Origin of the sequence: Rothia nasimurium (assembly GCF_014217215.1) — a bacterium.
Lineage (GTDB): Bacteria > Actinomycetota > Actinomycetes > Actinomycetales > Micrococcaceae > Rothia > Rothia avistercoris.
In genome coordinates this window covers 719251-740068 of the sequence record NZ_CP056080.1, presented here as the reverse complement: position 1 = coordinate 740068, position 20818 = coordinate 719251, and the positions used below count along the sequence as shown (strand labels likewise).

The window sequence follows — 20818 nt, the reverse complement described above, 5'->3', positions numbered from 1 at the left end:
CCCTTCTTTTTATTGCCCGTAGTGGGGTGGGCGTTGTTCTTTGAGCCAGGTTGCCCGGGCATCCTCCCCCTCGGTGGGCGGGACGGACGCACTTGGTTCGGTGAGCCCTGCCAGTTTGGGTTCGGTGCCGGTGAAGGCTGAGCCGCCGGTGGCCCGGCGGTGGCCGCGCCGTTTTTTGGGTACGGGGCTGTAGCCAGCGTCGGGGCTTTCAGATCTTGGCTCTGCTGGCTCAGCGCCTGATGGCTTACTCATTGCGCCCCAGCCCCAGGTATCTTCCAATTCGGCCGACCAGGGCTTCGGGGTCTGAGAAGACCTCGATAGTCCAGCAGGTCATGTGGTTCCAGCCGGTACGGGCCAGGAGCTCAGGAATCAGGCGGGAGCGTTCGCGCACGCTCATGGCAGCGTAGGCGTCTGATCCGTCGGATACGACGGCCAGGGGTACCCTCACCGGGGTGGTACGGTCCACGTCCTGCACCATGGTGCGGGCCCGGGGGCTAGCCACTGCCCCAGCCAATAGGGATTCTTCCTCACTCGTTGCAATCAACGAGATCAGGGGAACGTCCGATTCGTGCAGGGTGACCTTGTGCTGGCCCAGGCGGCGCACCAGGTCGTTGAGCAGCCAGTCACCCATGTCGATGGCTTCTAGGTGGTCGTTGGTGAGGAATTCGTTGACCGGTAGCTTGTCCGTGATGGGCTTGGTCAGCTCCTGAGCGGCGCGAGCTTCTTGCTCACGGCGGTAGGCCAGCAGCAGGCGGTAGATATCGAAGGCCCCGTATTCTAGGCGCTGGGGGTCCAGGTCTTCGGGGGTCACGCAGGTGACCAGGCGGGTGAGGTGGCGGGCGCGGGTGGTGGCAAGCACGAAGCTTTCACGACCGCTGCGCTCGGAAAGGTGCCCGAAGTGGTGGGCTGCCCCCTGGGCTGTTTTGCCGGCGCCAAGGGCGAAGATAATGACGTCCCGTTCCATGTCGACGGCGCGGGAGACATCAACGACGCGGAAGGATTCATCCCCCGCTTCGAAGTAGGGGGCGAATTGGGGGTAGCGCACCAGTAGCTGGCGGACGGCCTCGGCGATACGCTGGGCGTGACGGGCTGTGGTGGTAACTACTGCCAGGGTCTGTTGGGGGCTGCGGTAGGCGTGCTCGATGACCATTTCGGCTACCCGCTGTACCTCCAGGCTGGGTGAATCAAGGGCGGCGTTGTCTGAGACCCGCCCGGTGACGTCCACATATTCCACGGTGAGAGCCGGGGTGCCGTCGGTAATTTCTTCGCCCCAGGGGTAGCTGGTGAGAGCCCCGCCGTAGAAGTGCTCGTTGAGGTAGGCAAAGAGGGCGGGGTCTACGGCTCGATTGACGGTAGCTAGGGAACGTGCGGGCAGGACCTTGGCTAGGGCTTCGAAGGTGCTGACCAGTTTTTGGTTCTTGATGACCGGCGCATTCTGGGCTACCGCAGAGACCATGAAGGGTGAGGGGAAGCCGCTGTGGGGGTCACCCAGGGCAATGACCTGCTCTGCCCGGATGAGGGCAGGTAGGTTAGCTGCCAGCGGGGTGGATTCGGCATCGAGCAGGATCGCTGCGTCAAAGCGCATACCGGTGGGCACCTTGCCGGAGAGGGCGAAGGGGCTGGTAATCCACAGGGGTAGTAGGGTGGTGGCCATGGTGGGGGCATGAGTCAGCACCTGCTGGAGGTTGAACTCGTGGCTCTTGAGCTGGCTGCGCAGGAAGGCCGCTTCGTGGTCGTACTCGTGGATGCGGACGCGCCAGGTATCGGCTACGCGGGCATGCAGGCGGGCAGGGGCGGACGCCAGGTGCGAGTAGTCTGCCCGGCGGAAGCGGGTTTCGAGGTCGCGCAGGGTGTCTGCACTGAGAATCTCAAGTTCTTGAGAGGCCAGCATCATTTCAAGGGCGGTCTGCCACCAGGCAAGTTCTAGTTCGGCAGCTACAGCGCTGCTTTCGAGCTGGCGTTCGTAGAAGTCGTCGAGGAGCTCACCCAAGCCCTGGTCGCTCAGTTCCCGGGTGAGGCGGACGCGCTCGGGCAGGGTGTGCAGGAGCCATTCGTCGTCGATGAGGGCGGCGAGCCTCTCTTCGAGCTGGTTAAGGGGTGTGGATGAGAAGCGGGTACCGGCCGGGGAATCTTCCAGCACGATAGCTAGCCCCGTGAATTCTTCGAGTAGGGCTCTGTAGCGGGATCGCAGGTCGGCGAGGTTCTCGGGGATGGTGGGGACGCGTTCGTCCTTAGCCAGGCCAATCCATTCTTCGCGCTGGCCCTGAACGATGAAGAGGTTCTCGTGTAGGTCTGAGATATTGACGCCGGGCACGATGTATTCTTTGGCAGCCCGGCGCAGGCGGGAGCGCTGGATGCTCGACATGTCGATGCCGTGCTCTCGTCGCCAGGTTCCATTCGCGGTGGCGGCAATCAGGTCGGTGACAGGTCGGTCGAAGATATCGGGGCTGAAGCGGGTGAGGGTATCAGCGATACGTTCGAGCAGGTCAAGCTGGGTTCCCCAGTCGTCCATGGTAGTGGCGGGCTTCAGGCCGGTTTCGTCGGCCATGAGGGCCATGCCCGCTGACACCTCGTTCAGGGAAGTACGCAGGCTCTTGACGAGGGCGTGGGCGGCTTCAGTGTCTTCTGAGCTGGTGAGCTTAGCCCGGTGCCAGGCTGAGGCCCGGGTTGAGGGGCGGAAACCACCGAGGTCAGCTAGCCGCTGGAGCTTATGGACGGTCTCTGTGCGGCGGGTCAGCTCGTCCATGGTGGTGCGGGCTAGACGTACCTGGGTAGAGGGCGCCGGGTCCTGGGCGGTAAGCGCTGCCAGGGTTTGAAGGGCATCGTAGACAGAGCAGCCCCAGCGGGATTCGGTGAACCGCAGCGATTCGGTGTGCCCGCGCAGCTTGGAACGGGTTTCGACCAGTTCCCGGTGGATATCGGTGACGTTGGGGGCGGGCGCCTTCTCATCGCGCACAATCGCTGAGATGAACTCCTGCCGGTAGGCCTCTGAGTCCCGTTCAGTCAGCAGATTGAAGGTGAGGTCAGTGAGGTGGGTGCGTTCCAGCAGACGGTTGAAATCGTTGAGGGTGGAGCGCTTCTCCCCTACCACGAGTACAGATTTCCCCTGGTGAATCAGGGCCGCGGCAATGTTGGCTGCGGTGCCGAGCTGGTCGGTACCGGGAGCGGTGGTCACAGCCAGGGAGTGCCCCAGGTGGGCCAGGTCGACGATGTCCTGCCCGCTGGCGTCCGCGTCCACCACCAGCATGTCGGTGTCAGGGTCGCGGCTGTCAAGGGGTTCGCGGGTGTTGTGGATGGGGGCAACGAAGGGCTGCTCCAGCGGGTTGAGCTTGAGCTGAGCAATATCGCGGACGAGCGGGGTGTGGGCGGTTGCCGGCAGTTCTCCGGTACTTTCCTTGAGATCTGCGAAGGTCGAGATGAAATAGGTAGAGTGAATCGTCATGCCGGGTACGGCACCGGTCGTAGCCCGCATGCGCTCAATGACGGGTTCGGGATCTAGCTTGCGCATGGAGTTAGCCAGCTGGGCAACGTCCATGGTGCCCAGGTCGATGCCGTACTCTTTCTTGATCTGCCGCACCATGGCGGGGTTCAGCTGGGCCGGGCCGGTCAGCTGGATCTCGAAGTCATCGCTGGTGGGGTGGGGGGTGATAGCAAGAGGAGCCATCAGGATAGGGGCGATAAAGCGCTTCTCCCCCACCATGCCGTCCTCGCGTACATCGCGTGAAAGCCAGGAGGCTGTACCCGCTACGAAGTAGCCCGCATCCAGCCCGTGCCCGGTTGCCAGCTCAAAGATTTTGGTGCGCAGGGCGCGGGCAGCCACCATACCGGACTCAAGCTTGGCCTTGTCGCGCAAGATGGTAGAGAGGCGGGTCTTTCTGCCCATAAACATCTGGGCAACGCCCGAAGAGTTGGCGTCGGTGAGGTCGATGTGCACGTAGTCAACCTGGTTGAAGTCCAGCATGGCATCGGGGCCGGTGTAGGTTTCCATCTGCTCAGCCCAGGCTTCAAGACCTGCCTGTACCTGAGCTGTTACCTGTTCATCAGCAGCAGAGTCGGGGGCTTCCTGCGGGGGTTGCGCATCGCTCCGGGACCAGGGTGCGGTGCCGGCACCGGTAGTGCGCTCGTTAGCGGTTTCAGGGTCTACCTGCTCGTTCACTGAATCTACTCTAGCTTTCTGCACGTGTTAACTTCCCTACCATCATAGAGGTTTCGGGCCCCTGGCACAGATTCGCGGGCCCTATAGAAAGGCCCTGTTCCTAGGAACAGGGCCTGTGAGGTTTCTTTAGCCTGTAGCCAGGTTGACGTAGGCCAAGAGGGTGAGCAAAGATAGCAGACCGAGCAGGGCCATACCCGCAAGAATGATCCAGCGCAGACGGGGAGCGAAGGGTTCACGAGGAGCATCCCAGAGGGATCGGGTGTAGAAGTAGCTCAGCAGGAACCCGGGAATATTGCCGGTGAGAAGCTGCTGGGCTACCGCAAACATGCCAAAGGTGCGCTCGGTGTTTTCGTTTTCGGTTTCTGCAGCCCGAAGTAGGCCCACCATAATCAGCGACATACAGCTCACGATAAAAGCAAGGGCGATAGCCGGCTCGTTGAGCATTTCGCGGAAGTCGACGTTTTCTCCACGCGACACCGCGAACTGGTAGAAGAAGAAAATGAAGGGGCTGATTAACCAGTACCAGAAGAGGAAGGTGCGGAGGCGCTGGGTGTCGCGCAGGGCGTAGAGCAGGGTGTTCATGAATTCTTTTCTTGGGTATCGATGTACTGGATATATTGGCGCACCGTGTAGTCCAGCAGGACGGTCAGGGCGACAAAGGAGTGGTAGGGTTCCTTGGCGCTGAGGGTAACGGTGGGGGTGGACTCGTAATGCAGTGAAAAATCTGCGGCAGCAGAGATGGTATTGACGCCCAGCGCTGTAATGGCAATCATGGGAATCTTGCGGGCAGCCAGGGCACGTACGGTGGGTAGGGCGCTCTCAGTTTCGCCCGAAAGCGAGGCAATAATGACGAGGTCATCGGGCTTCATCACCCCGATACTCCCGCGAAATTCGCTGGAGGCCGGAATAACGTGGGTAAATTTACCGCAGGCCAGCATAGACTTCGAGAACTCTTGAATCGCGGTGCGCTGGGCAAAGCCGGTGCCGTAGCAGTAGATGGTACGAGCCGATTCAATTTTTTTCAGAATCGGTTCGAAATCGACGTTCGTCAGCCCCTCGTAGGTTTTGAGAATATCGGCACGGCCGCTTTCTAGAAAATCCCTGTTGGGGGCGGCAGCGTCAGAGAGAGAATTTTTCACGAAAAACTTCAGTTCGGCGAAGCCAGAGAAGCCTAGCTTCTTCGTCAGGCGGATAATGCTGGACGTTGAGGTGAAGGTCTTGTGGGCCAGAGCGCTAATGGTTGAGTCGGCAACGAACTGCTCGTTGTTGAGCATGAAGGCGAGTATCTCGCGCTCGGTGTCGCTGAGGCGGTTCTGGTGCGCGTTGACGAGTTCCTGTAAGTCCACAAAAGGCTCCTGAAGTTTTGCGGTTCACTGCAATTCTATACAGTATAGGCGCTAAAACATCAGGAGCCCTGTGTTAGGTCATCGGTAGTAGGTGTCTACTTACCAGCGTTGACCATTTCTTCGAACTTGTCGCGGACCTGGGGTACGTCCATACCGACGATGACCTGCAGGGCCTTGCCCTTGTTGACCAGGCCGAGTGCGCCAGATGACTTGAAGTCAGCTTCGGTAGCGACCAGTGAGGGGTCATCTACTGAAACGCGCAGGCGGGTGGCGCAGTTGTTCACATCGGTGATGTTGGCGGGGCCACCGAGCAGAGCCAGGAAGTCGGTTGCGCGCTGGGTGTAGGGGTCTGATGCTACTGCGGTTGCAGTACCAGCAGCGGCACCTTCAGCACCGAGGGTGCCATTCTTCTTAGCTTCCTTGTAGTCAGCCTTAGTGTAGAGCTTGGTTTCGCCACCGTCTACTTCGCGACCGGGGGTATTGAAGTCGAACTTGAGGATCAGGAAGCGGAAGACGACGAAGTAGATCAGGGTGAAGCACAGACCGATACCGATCTGGGTGAGAACCATACCTGAGTGGTTGGGCCACATGGGGATCCAGTTCTGGAAGAGGAAGTCAATCAGACCGCCGCCCATGTTACCGACAACTCCGAAGCCGTACATGGTAGCTGACATGGTTGCGGCCAGGGCTGCGTGTACTGCGAACAGCGGGGGTGCCAGGAAGAGGAAGGTGAATTCGAGGGGCTCGGTGATACCGATTAGGATTGCGGTGAGGCAAACGGGGATTAGCAGAGCCAGGGTTTCCTTGCGCTTTTCGGGGCGAGCAGTGGTGTAGAAGGCTGCTGCAATACCGAGCGGGGCGAAGACCTTGGAGTTACCGTGCAGGGCGAAGCCGCCACCGGGGAAGAGTTCCTTGACGGGGGTGGTTGATGCTGCGAAGGTTTCGAGGTTAGCAACCCAGTACTTGGTGATGCCGTCCGGAACAACGGCGGGGCCGAAGACGAAGGGGGTGTAGATGAAGTGGTGCAGGCCGGTGGGGATCAGGATGCGCTCAAGGAAGGTGTAGAGCCATACGCCGAAGACGCCGGATGTGATGAAGAAGCCCTGCAGGGAGCCAATGCCGGTCTGGATGGTGGGCCAGATAGCGACGAAGGCGAGCGCGATGGGCATCATCAGGAAGAAGCCCAGGCCGTAGACGAACTGGGTGCCCTGGAAGATACCGAGGAAGTCGGGCAGCTTGGTGTTGAAGTAGCGGTTGTGCAGCCATACAACGATAGCGGAGATGATGATGGAGCCGAAGATGCCGGTGTCGAGGGTCTTGATGCCCGCGATCATCTTCAGACCGGTACCTGCTGCGCCTTCGGAGAGGTCAACGCTGTAGTCAACGCCGAACTTGTCGCCCCAGATGCTGAGGATAGAGGCAACGAAGTAGTTGAAGGTCAGGTAGATCATGCCTGCTTCGAGCACGGCACGGGCCTGGGCGGTCTTAGCCAGAGCGATGGGAAGACCCAGAACAAAGAGGAGTTCCATCTGGTTGAAGACGGTCCATGCGCCTGATTCCCAAACTGACCAGAAGTTGTACCAGCCGGTACCTTCTGCGGCGATGCTGCCCAGAAGCTGCTCGTTCTTGCAGATAATGGCGATACCCACTGCAAGACCGGCGAATGCAAAGATGAGGACGGGGGCCAGCATGGCCGAGCCGAACCTCTGAATCTTCTCCATCATCGGATAAGAACCTTTCGTGTATAGGTGGGGCTCGCCGTCCGCTTGCTGCGCTGGTGTGTGCGGAGCGCCACCTGTGTGATTACTAGGCCTATCTAACCATTCTTTGGGAGCCCGCGAGAGTGATTTGGGGTACTTTGGCATTAATGCCGTGAACTGGCACGTTTTTCGGGAGCGGGTAAAAGTGCCGGGGCTCAGGGGCCGGGTTTGGTGGGGGCAGACAGGCTCGGCGCACCTAGGATGGGTAGCCGTAGGTTCCCCTTCTTCACCCGCGAAAGTGATGCTTGTCCTCGATGAAACTATTAACTCTGAACACCCATAGCTGGCTTGAGGTGCACCAGATTCCCAAGATTTTTGAGTTGGCTCAGTTTATTGTGCGGGAGCAGGTTGATGTGGTTGCTCTACAGGAGGTCAACCAGTTTGTAAAATCTCCCGCGGTAGATGCCCCGCTGGGCTTTGCCGGGGGTGCTGACCGCCCCGTCCGCCAGGATAACTATGCTCTGTTGCTGAACCAGTTTTTGGAGCAGCTGGGTTCCCCCTACCACTGGGCCTGGTCGGTGTCTCATCTGGGATTTGACCGCTATGACGAGGGTATCGCTCTTTTGACCCGACAGCCCTTTGAGCGCTGCGAGCTGGTTGATCTTTCGCCGGCGTATACGGATCAGGACGTCGCCCGGCGGGTTGCCGTGGCGGTTCAGCTGGGTGAGGAGTTCGGTGGCGCCTGGGTTGCGAGCGCCCATATGAGCTGGTGGAAGCTCGGTGAGGTAGCCCTCTTTGCTGATGAGTTCACCCAGCTAGAGGGGCAGATGAAGCAGCTCGCTAACGGTGCTCCCGTGATTCTTGCTGGCGATTTTAATAATGCGGCTCAGGTGCAGGGCGAAGGTTATGACCTGATGCAGGAGCGGGGCTGGATCGATACCTACACGGTAGCTGAGCAGGTGACCGGTGAGTTTACCGTTCACAAGGCCATCCATGGCTGGGATAATCTCACCCAAGCCCTGCGTATCGACCTTGTGCTGACCGACCGGCCCACGCGCGTCCGCACCCACGATGTCGTCTTCCCCGACACCGACGAAACCGCAATTTCAGACCACTCCGGTCTGCTACTAACCCTCGATATCTAGTCAAACCGCAAAGGAGCACATCATGACAGTCGAAACCCAGTGGTGGCAAGAACCCGTTGTCTACCAGATTTACCCGCGGTCCTTCAACGACTCTAACGGTGACGGCATCGGCGACCTTCCCGGTATCACCGAGAAAATCCCCTACCTAGCCAAGCTCGGGGTGGACGTCATCTGGCTCTCCCCCATCTACAAGTCCCCCAACGACGATAACGGCTACGACATCAGCGACTACCGGGACATCATGGACGAGTTCGGCACCATGGCAGACTTTGATGAGCTCCTTGAGACCGCTCACGCAGCCGGCATCAAGATCATGATGGACCTGGTCGTCAACCACACCTCCGACGAACACGAATGGTTCGTGCAGGCCAAGAGCAGCAGGGAGAACCCCTACCGCAACTATTACATCTGGAAGGACCCGGCAGGCTTTACCGAGGACGGCACCCCGATTCCGCCCAACAACTGGGTCGCGGCCTTCTCCCCCTCCGTCTGGGAATGGGAGCCTGCCACCGAGCAGTTCTACCTTCACCTCTTTTCAACCAAGCAGCCCGATCTCAACTGGGAAAACCCTGTCGTGCGCAACGAGGTCTACGACCTCATGCGCTTCTGGCTCGATAAGGGCGTCGACGGGTTCCGCATGGACGTCATCAACCTGATCTCCAAAGACCCTGCCTACCCCGATGATCCCCAGGTGGCAGCCGGGGGTGGCACTGACTCCATCACCATGGCAGCCAACGGCCCCCGCGTGCACGAGTACCTGGCAGAAATGAACCGTGAGGTGCTCTCTCACTACCCCGTCATTACAGTGGGCGAGGCTCCCGGCGTCACCACCGCCGACGGCCTGCTTTACACCGGCTTTGATCGAGGCGAGCTCCAGACCCTCTTCCAGTTCGAGCACATGGGCGTGGACGCCAACCCCAACCCGGCCCTGGGCAAGTGGAACGACCAGCGTTTCGACCTGCGCGACCTCAAGCGGATTCTCACCAAGTGGCAGGTCGACCTGGCTGGCAAGGGCTGGAACGCCAACTACTGGAACAACCACGACCAGCCCCGCGCTGTCTCCCGCTTCGGTAACGACTCTGCTAAGTACCGGGTAGTCTCAGCCAAAATGCTGGGCACCGTGCTGCACGGTATGGCAGGCACCCCCTACATCTACCAGGGCGAAGAGCTGGGCATGACCAATGTCTTCTTCACCGACCTGGCCGACTACAATGACCTGGAAATCCACGACCACTACGCCAAGCTGGTCGGCTCAGGCGTGGTTGACCACGACACCATGCTGCGCTATATCTCAGCCTCCGGCCGCGACAATGCCCGCACCCCCATGCAGTGGACGTCCGGTGAGCAGGCAGGCTTCACCAGCGGCAGCCCCTGGCTCAAGCTCAACCCCCGCTACACTGAAATTAACGCTGATGAAGCCCTCGCCGATGAGCGCTCGGTCTTCTACCACTACCGCGACCTCATCACCCTGCGCCATGCCCACCCCATCATGGTCAACGGCACCTATGAGCTCATTGACTCAGCCGAGGTACCCGCCACCGAGGATGCCGAAGTCTACGCCTACCTGCGCCAGGGCACCGGCCCCACCGAACACCAAACACTGCTGGTTGTGGCCAACTTTACCGACAGCGTCCTCACCCGCACCTTTACCGAACCACACGGTACGCGTACCCTCATCAGCAGCAATTACACCGACGACGCAGGCGCAACTCTGCGCCCCTACGAAGCAAAAATTTATCTCTACGAAAGGGACTAGACCATGGCAGATAACTCAGGAAAGACCTGGTGGAAGGAAGCGGTCGTCTACCAGATTTGGCCGCGCAGCTTTAACGACTCCAACGGCGACGGCATTGGCGACATCCCCGGTATCACCGCCCGCCTGCCCTACCTGGCAGACCTCGGCATCAACGTCATCTGGCTCTCCCCGGTATTCGCCTCCCCCAACGATGACATGGGCTACGACATCAGCGACTACCGAGCCATCATGCCCGAGTTCGGCACCATGGACGACTTCGATCAGATGCTCGAAACCGCCCACTCCCTCGGCATCAAGATTCTGATGGATCTGGTCGTCAACCACTCCTCAGACGAACACGAATGGTTCGAAAAGGCCCGCGCCTCGCGCGATAACGACTACCGCGACTACTACATCTGGCGGGATTCATCGGGCGTCGATGAGGACGGCAAGCCCCTGCCTCCGAATAACTGGGGCAGCGAGTTCGGCGGCCCGGCCTGGGAATACGACGAAACCACCGACCAGTGGTACCTGCACATGTTCTCCCGCAAGCAGCCCGACCTCAACTGGGAAAACCCCAAGGTTCGCCAGGAAATTTTTGACCTGGTCACCTTCTGGCTCGATAAGGGCGTCGACGGCTTCCGCCTGGACGCCATCAACATCATCTCCAAGCCCGAGGGCCTGCCCGATGACCCCAGCGTCGACCCCGAAAAGCACTCCTCGTCTATTCCGTTCGTGATTAAAAACGGCACCAAGGTGCACGAGTGGATGCACGAGCTCAACATGGAAACCTTCGACAAGTACGACTGCATGACCGTGGGCGAGATGAGCGCCACCGGCCCCGATGAAGCCGTCCGGTTCTCCGGTTTCACCACCGACGAGCTGCACATGATCTTCCACTTTGAGCACATGGGCCTGGACTCTGACCCTGAGGCCGGCATGGGCAAGTGGTCCCGCAAGCCCGTTGAGCTGACCGAGATGAAGCAGATTCTGAACACCTGGCAGACCGAGCTGGACGGCATGGCCTGGGGCTCCCTCTACTGGAACAACCACGACCAGCCCCGCGTAGTCTCCCGCTTCGGCAACGATTCACCCGAATACCGGGAGCTCTCCGGCAAGATGCTGGCCACCGTGCTGCACGGTATGCAGGGCACCCCCTACATCTACCAGGGTGAAGAGTTCGGTATGACCAACGTGCAGTTCGACTCGATCGAGGACTACAAGGACCTCGACTCCATCAACTTCTACACCGACATGGTCACCGAGCACGACCGCATGAGCGCCGACGAGGCCATGGCCCTAATTTACGCCAAGGGCCGCGACAACGCCCGCACCCCCGTGCAGTGGAGCGCGGACGCCGGCGCCGGCTTCACCACTGGCACCCCCTGGATCGGGCTCAACGAGAACTACACCGAGATTAACGCGGCTGAAGCGGTCAACCGCGAGGATTCGCTGTGGCGCTACTACCAGCAGCTGGTAGCCCTGCGCCGCGGTGAGCTCAAGGACCTTCTGGTCTACGCCTCCTTCGTGCCCCTGGACCCTGAAGATTCTGAGGTTTACGCCTACGAGCGCCACGGGGACGGCGAGAAGCTGCTGGTCGTCGCTAACTTTACCGACGGCGTCCTGACCCGCTCCTACCAGGTGCTGGAGGGGGCAGACGCTCAGGTGGTGCTGTCCAACTACGCGGACGCCGCCGAGCAGTCTGCTGGGGCTGAGCTGACCTTGCGCCCCTACGAGGCTCGAATCTACCGTATCGCCGCCTAACACTAGGTACCATCTAAATCGGAAAAACCCACGAACCAGGTGGGTTTTTCTGATTTAGATGGTCTTTTCTGTTTTCAAGGACTTCCAGGCCCCCTGGGGTGCCACCTTCGGCTCCCTCACCGACAAGTTCGGTATCGCCTGGATCATCAACTTCGGCGGCTAAACCACAGCCCCACGCGCAGAACAGCCCCCGCCCAATCCCCTAAACGGGGAAGGACGGGGGCTGTTCAGGTATACGAGGCCCGTAAGCGGCAGCCACACTAAGTCGGTCATGCCGCTCGCAAGCTCGCGGAATAACGCAACAAGGAGCTCGCTACGCTCACAAGCTTCTCGCCTCTACGATTTTCTATCCCGCAAACGGCAGCCGCACTAAATCGTCCATGCCGCTCGCAAGCTCGCGGAATAACAAAAATTTTATTTTCCCCTGTTGGGGAAAATTTTTGTTATTCCCACTCAATCGTTCCCGGCGGCTTTGACGTCACGTCCAGAACCACTCGGTTCACCTCAGCAACCTCATTCGTAATCCGGTTAGAAATCTTAGCCAGCAGGTCATAGGGCAGGCGTGACCAGTCAGCAGTCATCGCGTCCTCAGACGACACCGGGCGCAGCACAATCGGGTGACCATAAGTACGGCCATCACCCTGTACACCAACGGAACGGACGTCTGCCAGCAGCACCACGGGGCACTGCCAGATCTCCTCATCCATACCGGCGGCAGTCAGTTCCTCACGCACAATCAGGTCGGCAGCACGCAGGATATCCAGGTTATGCTTTGTGACCTCGCCAATCACGCGGATGCCCAGGCCGGGGCCGGGGAAGGGCTGACGGGCAACAATCTTCTCAGGAACACCCAGCTCACGGCCAATAGCGCGAACCTCGTCCTTGAAGAGGGTACGCAGGGGCTCAACCAGCTCAAACTGCAGGTCATCAGGCAGGCCACCCACATTGTGGTGGGACTTGATGTTCGCAGCGCCCTCGCCACCACCAGATTCAACAACATCGGGGTAGAGGGTACCCTGCACCAGGAACTTGATGTCGGTACCTTCAGCACCGGCCTCTTCAATCAGCTTGCGCTGGGCAGCTTCGAAGGAGCGGATGAATTCGCGGCCGATAGCCTTACGCTTAGCTTCGGGCTCGGTAATACCGGCCAGGGCGCCCAGGAAGCGCTCTGACTCGTCGATGGTCACAACCTTGATGCCCATAGTTGAGGCGTAGTCCTGCTCAACCTGTTCGCGTTCACCCTCGCGCAGCAGACCGTGGTCGATGAAGAAGCAGGTGAGCTGGTCGCCCACAGCCTTGTGAACCAGGGCTGCGGCAACAGATGAGTCAACGCCACCGGACAGGGCGCAGATGACCTGGTCATCGCCCACCTGCTCGCGGATCTTAGCGACCTGCTCTTCGATAATGTTGCCGGTTGACCAGGTCTTCTTAAGGCCAGCGACGTTGAAGAGGAAGTTCTCCAGGGCGACCTGGCCGTAGTCGGAGTGCTTAACCTCGGGGTGCCACTGCACGCCACCGAACTTGCGCTTCTCATCGACGAAGGCTGCAACGGCTGCACCGGGGGTCTGGGCCAGCACCTCGAAGCCTGCGGGGGCTTCAGAGACAGAATCGCCGTGGCTCATCCAGACGTTCTGGGTCTTGGGGGTCCCGGTCAGGAAGGAAGAGTTCTCGGCGCAGACCACGGCGTCGGTTGCGCCGTATTCGCGCAGGCCGGTCTTAGCGACGGTACCGCCGAGGGTCTGAGCCATGACCTGGAAGCCGTAGCAGATACCGAAGACGGGTACGCCAGCCTCAAACATGGCGATGTCGCCCTTGGGGGCGCCGTCCTCGTATACGGATGAGGGGCCGCCAGACAGAATAATTGCAGCCGGGTTCTTGGCGAGCATCTTCTCGGTGGGCATGGTGTGAGGGACCAGCTCCGAGTAGACACCGGCCTCACGCACGCGGCGCGCGATGAGCTGCGCGTACTGGGCGCCGTAGTCAACGACCAGTACGGGGCGCTCTTCGAGCTCCTCGATGGGGTTGTGGGTAGTCACAGGTATATACCTTTTCGGTTGGGGTTGAAGGGTAATCCTTGGGTTCTATTCTAGTGCAGGGAATCGCTAGACCTAGTAACGTTTGGTGGCCTGCGGGTTAGCATCGAGCAGGGCGAGGGTTTCTGCGTAGATACGGCGCTCCACGATGAAGGAAAGGAAGGGCACCACACCGCCCAGGGCCATGACAATCATCTGGGGCAGGGCCCAGCGCATGAGCAGCCAGAGGCGGAAGCAGGAGAAGAGGTAGACGACATAGAACCAGCCGTGAATGATTAGAATCCAGGTGGAAATGTTCAGGCCCCCGTGCAGGTTGCCGGTCTCGAGGTTCAGCCAGCCCAGGGCCACGGTTTCACCGGTCTGGGCGTCGATGCCACCGGCGATCAGGTCGTAGCCGAAGATGTAGCGGCTAATCATTTCAGCAACGAGCAGCAGCAGGAAGGTACCTGAAATCCAGGCGCACCACTTGTAGAAGGTGAGGGCCCCACGAATCTGGGATTCGGTTCCTCCGAATTTCTTGCGCACGGTAAAGCCGCCGGCGGCATTCGTTTCGGTGGTTCCCGCGGCGAGGGTAACTTTCTTACCGTCGGTGCGGTGGGTGGGGCGCGGGGTGGGGTTCTCGCTCACAGCTGGTTTCTCCCTTAGCTGGTATGGGTGGTCTGTTCGGTGGTGGGCGGACGCCTGCGGGCAGCTTGCCCTTAGCGGGAGGGCGGGGCGGGGGCGTCCGGAATATCATCAAAGTAGTAGTAGGCCTGATCTGCCGGGTCCCAGTAGTAGGGGCGGCCGGTGGCCTCATCGACCCAGTATTCGCCCTCGTACTCGAAGTAGAGGGTGGGGTCGGTGGTCTTTTCGACCGAGTCTTTGAGCAGGCGGTACCAGAGGTAGAGGGCGAAGCCCGCAAAGACCAGCCATTCAAGGGCGTAGAAGATGTTGAGCCAGTCAACGGTTTCGTCGGTGACCTGGTCAGCGCGGATAGGCTGAAGTACGCCGCTGCTATCGAGCAGGGTTGCGGTATCGGCGATAGTGCCCTGGGCGGTGAGGGGGGTGGCCCCGCTGCTTTCGGAGTCGAGGGTCAAGATGCCGTTGAAGAGGGCGGTGTTCCAGACGTTGGTCAGGTAAGAGGAGTTGGCGGAGGCAAGCACCTTGTCCTTCCCTCGGTTCTCTTCGCTGACGTCCTTGCTGGTGAGCGGGGCGTCGTTACCCACAACCCGCCCGGCGATGGTCACGGTGCCGGTGGGCTCAGCGGGAATCTCCGCGGTGGGGGTCCAGGCACGGGCCACCACGATACCGCGGGGCCCCTCCCCCAGGCTGGTGCTGACCTGCTGGCTGTCATCGGGTACAAAGAGGCTGACCAGCCAGTAGCCTTCAGCCCCGTCTTTGAGCTTGTTTTCTACCAGGTAGGTGGAGCCCAGCACGTAGCTGCCGGTAGCTTCCACAACTGTATCGGCCTCGGTCATGCTCAGCGGGTCGTGGGGCTGGAGAATCTGACTATAGGGGCGCACCACATCCTTAGCCGGGTCTGCGGTGACCTGCCCCAGGGTAGAGGCGTTAATTTGCCATTTGCTGAGCATAACAAAACCGCTAGCCAGCGCCAGCACCAGGAGCAGGCCAAGGAGCCAGCGGGGAGTCAGGGCGGTTTTTAGCACGTTTGCTCTTTTCAGCGTGAGGTGGGCGGACGAAAGCAGGTCAGCCCCGCACGCCTAGGACAGCTAGGTGCACGGGGCCGGGACGTCATCTACTTGACGTAGGGGGTGACGTTGACGTCGATGCGCTGGAAGGACTTGAGGTCGGTGTAACCGCAGGTTGCCAGTGCTCGCTTGAGAGCGCCCACCAGGTTAGCGCTACCGTCGGTGTGGGCTGAGGGGCCGTAGAGCACCTCTTCTAGGGAGCCTACGGTGCCCTGGTAGGTGCGGATGCCGCGGGGGAAGTCAGCTGAGTGAGCTTCGTTGCCCCAGTACCAGCCAGCGCCGGGAGCCTCGGCTGCGCGGGCCAGCGGCGCGCCAATCATGACGGCGTCCGCGCCCATCGCCAGTGCCTTGACCATATCGCCGGAGCGACCCAGGGAGCCGTCCGCAATCACGTGCACGTAGCGGCCACCGGACTCGTCCAGGTAGTCAGAACGCGCAGCAGCAACGTCGGAAATCGCGGTGGCCATGGCAGCCTGAATGCCCAGGCCGCGGCGGGTGGTCAGGGCGGCACCGCCGCCGAAACCTACCAGCACACCGGCAGCACCGGTACGCATCAGGTGCATAGCCGGGGTGTAACCGGTCACGCCACCGACCATGACGGGGACGTCGAGTTCGTAGATGAACTTCTTGAGATCAAGGGGCTCGCGGCGGGATGAAACGTGCTGGGCAGAGACTGCCGCACCACGAATCACGAAGAGATCAACGCCGGCCTTGACCACGGTCTGGTAGAACTCCTGGGTGTTCTGGGGGGTCAGTGAGCCGGCGACAATGACGCCCGAGTCACGGATCTCTGCCAGGCGGGCGGTAATCAGCTCAGCCTTGATGGGCTCAGCGTAGATTTCCTGCATGCGGCGGGTGGCGGCGGGGGCATCGTCAGCGGGCAGGGCGTTGATTTCGTCGAGCAGGGGCTGGGGGTCCTCGTAGCGGGTCCACAGGCCCTCAAGGTTGAGGACGCCGAGCCCACCGAGCTTGCCTAGGGCAATGGCGGTAGCCGGTGACATCACAGAGTCCATGGGGGCACCGATGATGGGGGTGTCGAACTTGAACGCGTCAATCTGCCAGCTAAGGTTCACGTCATGGGCATCGCGGGTACGGCGGGTAGGTACCAGGGCGATTTCATCGAGTGAGTAGGTGCGGCGGGCGCGCTTGGACATACCAATCTGGATGTCGGTCATGGATCTTCCTTTCACCGGTGGTAGGCCGGTTGGTGCAAACGAGCGTGGTAACGTTCGGAAGCCCCGGCCCCTCACCGCAGGGGTGAGAGAACCGGGGCTGGCCGCTACAGTTTAGCGACGGTAGTTGGGGGCCTCGACGGTCATGGTGATGTCGTGGGGGTGTGATTCCTTCAGACCTGCTGAGGTAATGCGCACGAACTGGCCTTTGTTCTTGAGTTCTTCAACGGTGTGGGCACCGACGTAGAACATGGTCTGACGCAGACCGCCTTCGAGCTGGTGCAGTACGGAGGACAGGGGGCCGCGGTAGGGTACCTGGCCCTCGATGCCCTCGGGAATCAGCTTCTCTTCGGAGGACACATCGGCCTGGAAGTAGCGGTCCTTAGAGAAGGACTTCTTGCCGCCGCGGGACTGCATAGCGCCCAGGGAGCCCATGCCGCGGTAGGCCTTGAACTGCTTACCGTTGACGAAAATGAGGTCGCCGGGTGATTCAGCGGTACCTGCCAGCAAGGAGCCCAGCATCACCGAATCTGCACCCGCCACCAGGGCCTTGCCGATTTCGCCGGAGTGCTGCATGCCGCCGTCCGCAATCAGGGGAACACCGGCGGGGATAGCAGCCTTAGCTGACTCATTGATAGCGGTAATCTGGGGTACGCCAACACCGGCAATAATGCGGGTGGTGCAGATGGAACCGGGGCCAACGCCAACCTTGACCGCGTCGGCACCGGCGTCGATGATAGCCTGGGCGCCAGCGCGGGTAGCAGCCTGGCCACCCACAACATCAACGTGGGCTGTGGCGGGGTCCTTCTTCAGGCGGGCAATCATATCGAGCACGCCCTGGGAGTGGCCGTTAGCGGTATCAACGAAGAGGGCGTCAACGCCTGCCTCAACCAGGGTCATGGCGCGCTCGTAGCCGTCGCCGAAGAAGCCGATAGCCGCGCCAACGCGCAGGCGGCCGTCCTCGTCCTTGGTGGCGCGGGGGTACTGCTCGCTCTTGGTGAAGTCCTTGACGGTAATCAGGCCGGTGAGCTTGCCGTCCTTGTCGATCAGGGGCAGCTTCTCAATCTTGTTTTCTGCCAGCAGGGCGAAGGCTTCGTCCTTGCTCATGCCCTCGTGGCCGGTAATGAGCGGCATCTTGGTCATGATGTCGCGCACGCGGGTGGTCTCAAAGGTGGACTCGGGCAGGTAGCGGGTGTCGCGGTTGGTGATGATACCGACCAGCACGTTGTTCTCATCCACAACGGGAAGGCCCGAAACCTTGTAGTGGCCGCACAGGGCATCGAGCTCGGCGATGGTGGCGTCGGGGCCAACGGTGACGGGGTTGGTAATCATGCCCGATTCGCTGCGCTTGACGCGGTCGACGTGGTCGGCCTGGTCAGCGATGGAAAGGTTACGGTGGATCACGCCCATACCGCCCAGGCGAGCCATGGCGATAGCCAGGGCTGACTCGGTCACGGTGTCCATCGCAGCCGAGATAATCGGTGAGGCGATGGAGATGCGCTTGGTCAGGCGGGTGGTGGTGTCTGCATCTGACGGGATGACGTCGGTGTTGCCGGGCAGGAGCAGCACGTCATCGTAGGTAAGGCCGGTGAAGCCGAAGGGGTCTTCGCTCAGTGCAGTGGGAGTAGTCATGAAGGGTTCGCTACCTTTCGAGGGTATTCAGGTGGGCGCTTAGCGACACTGGTTTTAATCTTAGTCGGGTTAGCCCCGATGCGCGAGCGTAGGGCCCAGACAGCTAACTGCCGCTTGCTCACATCACGGGTTTCGTCCCTGTTCGTACTGAGTGAAACCCCTCCCCCGCCGTTTCTATTCCACAGCCTCGTAGGGGGCGCTTCCGGCAGGTACTAGTTGGGCATGTGCCTGCGAGCTAGCGTCGGCTTTTCCCAGGGCTTCGAGCACGCGCGGGTCGAAGTAGGGGCCCAGGGTTTCGATATAGGTTGCGGTGATGTGGTCGTAGTCGAAGTAGGTGTAGATGTTACCGATGGACACCGGGCAGGCGTTCTCGGGGCAAATCAGGTCAGAGAGGTTGAGGGCAGCAAAACCCGGGTAGGTTTCTTCGAGGGAACTGAGGGGGTTGGCGGTGACGTCCTGGCCGGGGCTCATGACGCAGTCGTCCGCCGTGCCGAAGGCGTCCATGCAGTCCTTGTGCATGGTTTCCATGCGCGGAGTGTCGCGCAGGCCCAGAACCTGGATGCCAGCACCGGTAAGTTCCGCGATACGGCTTTCAGCATCGAGCAGCGGGGTGTCGGGCAGGTTGGGTTCTGACTTGGTGCCGTGCAGCAGGACGGTATCGGGGGCAAGATCCTGGATGAAGGCAGCGCTGTCTGTTGCCCAGGTATCGCACTCAAACCCGCTAGCGTAGGCGGTGTTGTCGGTTTCACCGAGGAAGCAGCCGGGGCGGGTCAGAGCGATGACCGTCCAGCCCTGGGATTGGGCGAGCGGACGCATGGCCGTCATCCACATCTGCATGTGGGAGTTACCCCAGGCCACGATGGTTCGGCTGGGTTGGGGTGAGTAGGCGACGTAGGTGCAGTCCCCGGCAAGAGAATCGGGAACGGCCAGCTCGGGGGTCACGTCAGTGCAGGCTGTGCCCAGGTCAGCCCAATCCGCATCGAACACGGCACGGATGGGGATGACGGGGGCGTCTTCTTCCCCTGTGTACTCGTAGTCGGGCTGTAGCACTGCCGCCCCCACGTTATTGAGGGTGCGGTTAGCTTCAGCTTGCTCGGCCTGCCGGTAGATGGATGACTGCCAGGCGTAGGAGGGCCCTAAAGCAAGGCCTATGCATAGCGCACCGGTCACTAGCCCCGCTGTCATGGACCGGTTAGGTAGGGCCCAGTCCCGCAGGGGCTTTTCGACCAGCTGGGTCAGAGCCCATGCGATAACGCCCGAGAGAAGAAGCAGGCCAAGCCCAGCCCAGAACCCTGCCTTTTCCTGGCGGGTCTGGGATAGGTAGAACACGAGAATGGGCCAGTGCACCAGGTACAGGGCGTAGGAGAAACCTCCCAGGGCCAGCAGAGGTTTGGCGGTGAGGAGTTTTTCCGGCCCGAACCGGGTGCCTGTATCTCCGGCGATAATGACGAGCGAGGCCGCCAGGGTGGGCCACAGCGCCACATAACCGGGGAAGGTGCCGTTGACGTCCAGCACAAAGCCGCAGGCGATAATCGCCGCAATCCCAGCCCAGCCCAGCACAGCACGCACTAGCGGCGGTAATTTCAGGACGGGCAGCCAGAGAGCCACCAAGGAACCCAGCGCGAATTCCCACAGGCGGGCCTCGGTTTCGAAATAGGCCGCCTGCTGGTTAGCAGCAGTGACCTCAATCGAGTGGGACAGGGACAGCACAAAGAGGGCTGCAAAGGCACCGCTTAAAGCCCAACGGGCAGAGTCTCTCATTCGCTTACCCAACACCAGGGCGAGGGCAACCATCAGCACCGGCCACAGTACATAGATTTGTCCCTGAACCGATAGCGACCAGAAGTGACGGAATGGGGAGGCCAGGGAGGTATCAGCTGCGTAGTAGTCCACCGCGTTCTCAATCGACCAGTTATTGTGCTGGTACAGAATCACGGCCTTTGCCTCATCGGCAATCGACAGCCAACGCTCTGCCGGAATAAAGAAGTAGGTGCCCAAGAGGGTCAGAACAACGGTGATAGACGCCAGGGGTAGCAAACGTTTAAAGACATGAACCCAATAGGCCACCAGAGTCTTTAGGCCGAACCAGGTGCCGGGCCCTACCAGCTTGCCCTGCTCAATCTTGCGAGCAAAAGAGCCGGTCAACAAAAACGCCGAAATCAACAGGAAGACATCGACACCGCCCGATACACGACCAAACCAGAAATGGTAGGCGGCGACCAGCAAGAGGGCGAGTGCGCGCAGCCCCTGGATCTCGGGGCGCCAGGTGCGTTCTGCTGAACGAGTGACGGTTGCGATGGTACCGGTGGCTGGTCTGGCCTCGGTTGCTGGGTGGGGCACCGCGGTCTACCTCCTTTGCTGACAATCGTCTGGTGCCAAAAGGTCGGTTGCTGAGGGGTAACGAGCAGGATGACACCAAGTTAAAAATGTTACTCTCGGTGGCTGGA

At 60.7% G+C, this 20818-nt stretch carries 14 protein-coding genes; 3 read left to right on the top strand and 11 right to left on the bottom strand.

Annotated features, from left to right (window positions below):
* Positions 1 to 9 precede the first annotated feature (9 nt).
* From HWU94_RS03525 to HWU94_RS03505, 5 genes are all read right to left on the bottom strand, one after another.
* Positions 10 to 252, bottom strand: coding sequence for a hypothetical protein (locus HWU94_RS03525; RefSeq protein WP_185174326.1), 243 nt, complete (start codon positions 250 to 252; stop codon positions 10 to 12).
* Positions 245 to 4156, bottom strand: coding sequence for a DEAD/DEAH box helicase (locus HWU94_RS03520; protein ID WP_185174325.1), 3912 nt, complete (start codon positions 4154 to 4156; stop codon positions 245 to 247). The genes HWU94_RS03525 and HWU94_RS03520 overlap by 8 nt, the downstream gene beginning before the upstream one ends.
* Before the next feature lie 126 nt (positions 4157 to 4282).
* Entirely contained in the window at positions 4283 to 4738 is a 456-nt protein-coding gene (locus tag HWU94_RS03515) for a cell shape determination protein CcmA (RefSeq protein WP_185174324.1), read from the bottom strand.
* The gene (locus tag HWU94_RS03510; RefSeq protein WP_185174323.1) at positions 4735 to 5502 is read right to left on the bottom strand and encodes a MurR/RpiR family transcriptional regulator; all 768 of its coding nucleotides are present in this window, start codon (positions 5500 to 5502) and stop codon (positions 4735 to 4737) included. Before HWU94_RS03510 ends, HWU94_RS03515 begins: the two co-directional genes overlap by 4 nt.
* A gap of 95 nt (positions 5503 to 5597) precedes the next feature.
* Positions 5598 to 7226, bottom strand: a complete 1629-nt coding sequence (locus tag HWU94_RS03505) for an alpha-glucoside-specific PTS transporter subunit IIBC (protein WP_185174322.1) — start codon at positions 7224 to 7226, stop codon at positions 5598 to 5600.
* Positions 7227 to 7516: 290 nt separating this feature from the next.
* Here HWU94_RS03505 and HWU94_RS03500 point away from each other — a divergent pair, with 290 nt between their 5' ends.
* From HWU94_RS03500 to HWU94_RS03490, 3 genes are read left to right on the top strand one after another with little or no spacing between them, the layout of a single operon-like run.
* Complete coding sequence (locus HWU94_RS03500) at positions 7517 to 8347, top strand: endonuclease/exonuclease/phosphatase family protein (RefSeq protein ID WP_185174321.1); 831 nt, start codon at positions 7517 to 7519, stop codon at positions 8345 to 8347.
* Between the two features lie 22 nt (positions 8348 to 8369).
* A complete protein-coding gene (locus HWU94_RS03495; RefSeq protein WP_185174320.1) occupies positions 8370 to 10103 on the top strand; it encodes an alpha-glucosidase in 1734 nt (577 codons plus the stop codon).
* Positions 10104 to 10106: 3 nt separating this feature from the next.
* Positions 10107 to 11846: an alpha-glucosidase gene (locus HWU94_RS03490; RefSeq protein ID WP_185174319.1), complete on the top strand. Its 1740-nt coding sequence runs from the start codon at positions 10107 to 10109 to the stop codon at positions 11844 to 11846.
* 443 nt (positions 11847 to 12289) lie between these two features.
* Here the strand turns inward: HWU94_RS03490 and guaA are convergent, their stop codons facing one another.
* From guaA to HWU94_RS03460, 6 genes are all read right to left on the bottom strand, one after another.
* Positions 12290 to 13882 (bottom strand): glutamine-hydrolyzing GMP synthase, encoded by a 1593-nt coding sequence (gene guaA, locus HWU94_RS03485; protein ID WP_237194664.1) that lies wholly within the window; start codon positions 13880 to 13882, stop codon positions 12290 to 12292.
* 72 nt (positions 13883 to 13954) lie between these two features.
* Complete coding sequence (locus HWU94_RS03480; protein ID WP_185174318.1) at positions 13955 to 14506, bottom strand: DUF3817 domain-containing protein; 552 nt, start codon at positions 14504 to 14506, stop codon at positions 13955 to 13957.
* A 71-nt stretch (positions 14507 to 14577) separates the two neighbouring features.
* Entirely contained in the window at positions 14578 to 15525 is a 948-nt protein-coding gene (locus tag HWU94_RS03475) for an SURF1 family cytochrome oxidase biogenesis protein (RefSeq protein WP_185174317.1), read from the bottom strand.
* Positions 15526 to 15614: 89 nt separating this feature from the next.
* The gene (locus tag HWU94_RS03470) at positions 15615 to 16742 is read right to left on the bottom strand and encodes a GuaB3 family IMP dehydrogenase-related protein (RefSeq protein ID WP_185174316.1); all 1128 of its coding nucleotides are present in this window, start codon (positions 16740 to 16742) and stop codon (positions 15615 to 15617) included.
* A gap of 111 nt (positions 16743 to 16853) precedes the next feature.
* A complete protein-coding gene (gene guaB / locus HWU94_RS03465) occupies positions 16854 to 18371 on the bottom strand; it encodes an IMP dehydrogenase (protein ID WP_185174315.1) in 1518 nt (505 codons plus the stop codon).
* A gap of 174 nt (positions 18372 to 18545) precedes the next feature.
* Entirely contained in the window at positions 18546 to 20711 is a 2166-nt protein-coding gene (locus HWU94_RS03460) for an acyltransferase family protein (protein WP_185174314.1), read from the bottom strand.
* Between the last annotated feature and the right edge of the window lie 107 nt (positions 20712 to 20818).

Bases quoted from the DNA above. Each gene is read 5' to 3' on its own strand.
- HWU94_RS03525 (WP_185174326.1), bottom strand. From the start codon at position 252: ATGAGTAAGCCATCAGGCGCTGAGCCAGCAGAGCCAAGATCTGAAAGC.
- HWU94_RS03515 (WP_185174324.1), bottom strand. From the start codon at position 4,738: ATGAACACCCTGCTCTACGCCCTGCGCGACACCCAGCGCCTCCGCACC.
- HWU94_RS03505 (WP_185174322.1), bottom strand. From the start codon at position 7,226: ATGATGGAGAAGATTCAGAGGTTCGGCTCGGCCATGCTGGCCCCCGTC.
- HWU94_RS03500 (WP_185174321.1), top strand. From the start codon at position 7,517: ATGAAACTATTAACTCTGAACACCCATAGCTGGCTTGAGGTGCACCAG.
- HWU94_RS03495 (WP_185174320.1), top strand. From the start codon at position 8,370: ATGACAGTCGAAACCCAGTGGTGGCAAGAACCCGTTGTCTACCAGATT.
- HWU94_RS03490 (WP_185174319.1), top strand. From the start codon at position 10,107: ATGGCAGATAACTCAGGAAAGACCTGGTGGAAGGAAGCGGTCGTCTAC.
- HWU94_RS03470 (WP_185174316.1), bottom strand. From the start codon at position 16,742: ATGACCGACATCCAGATTGGTATGTCCAAGCGCGCCCGCCGCACCTAC.
- guaB (WP_185174315.1), bottom strand. From the start codon at position 18,371: ATGACTACTCCCACTGCACTGAGCGAAGACCCCTTCGGCTTCACCGGC.